The following is a 736-nucleotide window of genomic DNA, read 5'->3' on the forward strand; positions in this document are numbered from 1 at the left end:
CAGACGTGCAGTCCCGTCCTTGCTGCTCGGCCAGGGAAAGCGCCCGCGTTCCAGAACCTTGTAGTAAAGGCAGAAGCCCTGGCCATCCCAATACAAGAGCTTCAATCTGTCGCCTCGCCGACCGCGGAACGCAAACACCGCACCGCCTGTCGGCTTCTGGCGCAGCTGATCCTGCGCCAGGGCTGCCAACCCCTCGATGCCCTTGCGCATGTCGGTCACCCCGCAGGCCAGATAAACCCGGACACCGGTGCCGGGCCCGATCATGCCGCCTCCACCACCCGGATCAACCGTGTCAGCGTGGTCGTGTCCAGCATCGGGTCGAAGCGCAGGCACCGGCCATTGGCCAGCTGAAGCTCGATCAGGGCGGAGCGCCGCGGCGCCAGGTCTTCAGTCGATGGATGCACCGCCAATTCGGCGGGCGCGTTCAACTCCACCGGCAGGAACAGGGTCTCCGGAAAGGGGGAAAGCAGCCCCTTCTTCTTCAGCTCATGCCGCCAGGCATAGATCTGCTGTCGGGTCACCTCATAGCGCTGCGCCACTTGCGTCACCGTCGCGCCCTCCACCCCGACCGACAGCACGATCCCGAGTTTCTCCTCGTCGCTCCAGCGACGCCGCCGTTCCAGACCCAGAATGTCACCACGCATCGAAAGCCCCGCATAAGACACGTCGTTAACGACGTCGCTACGCACGTGTCTTAGCCGGTCAGCCCCACGCTCAGGCAGGCGGTGGAAATCGG

Annotated in this window: 2 protein-coding genes; both read right to left on the reverse strand. The window is 64.7% G+C overall.

Annotated features, from left to right (window positions below; genetic code table 11):
* Positions 1 to 264, reverse strand: a 264-nt coding sequence (gene tnpB / locus IEX25_RS19875) for an IS66 family insertion sequence element accessory protein TnpB (protein ID WP_188717455.1), incomplete at its 3' end; no start/stop codon positions are given.
* Positions 261 to 736, reverse strand: a 476-nt coding sequence (gene tnpA / locus IEX25_RS19880) for an IS66-like element accessory protein TnpA (RefSeq protein ID WP_229665527.1), incomplete at its 5' end; no start/stop codon positions are given. The genes tnpB and tnpA, both read right to left, overlap by 4 nt.

The sequence above is a fragment of the Paracoccus acridae genome (genome assembly GCF_014642735.1).
In the GTDB taxonomy this organism is placed as follows: domain Bacteria; phylum Pseudomonadota; class Alphaproteobacteria; order Rhodobacterales; family Rhodobacteraceae; genus Paracoccus; species Paracoccus acridae.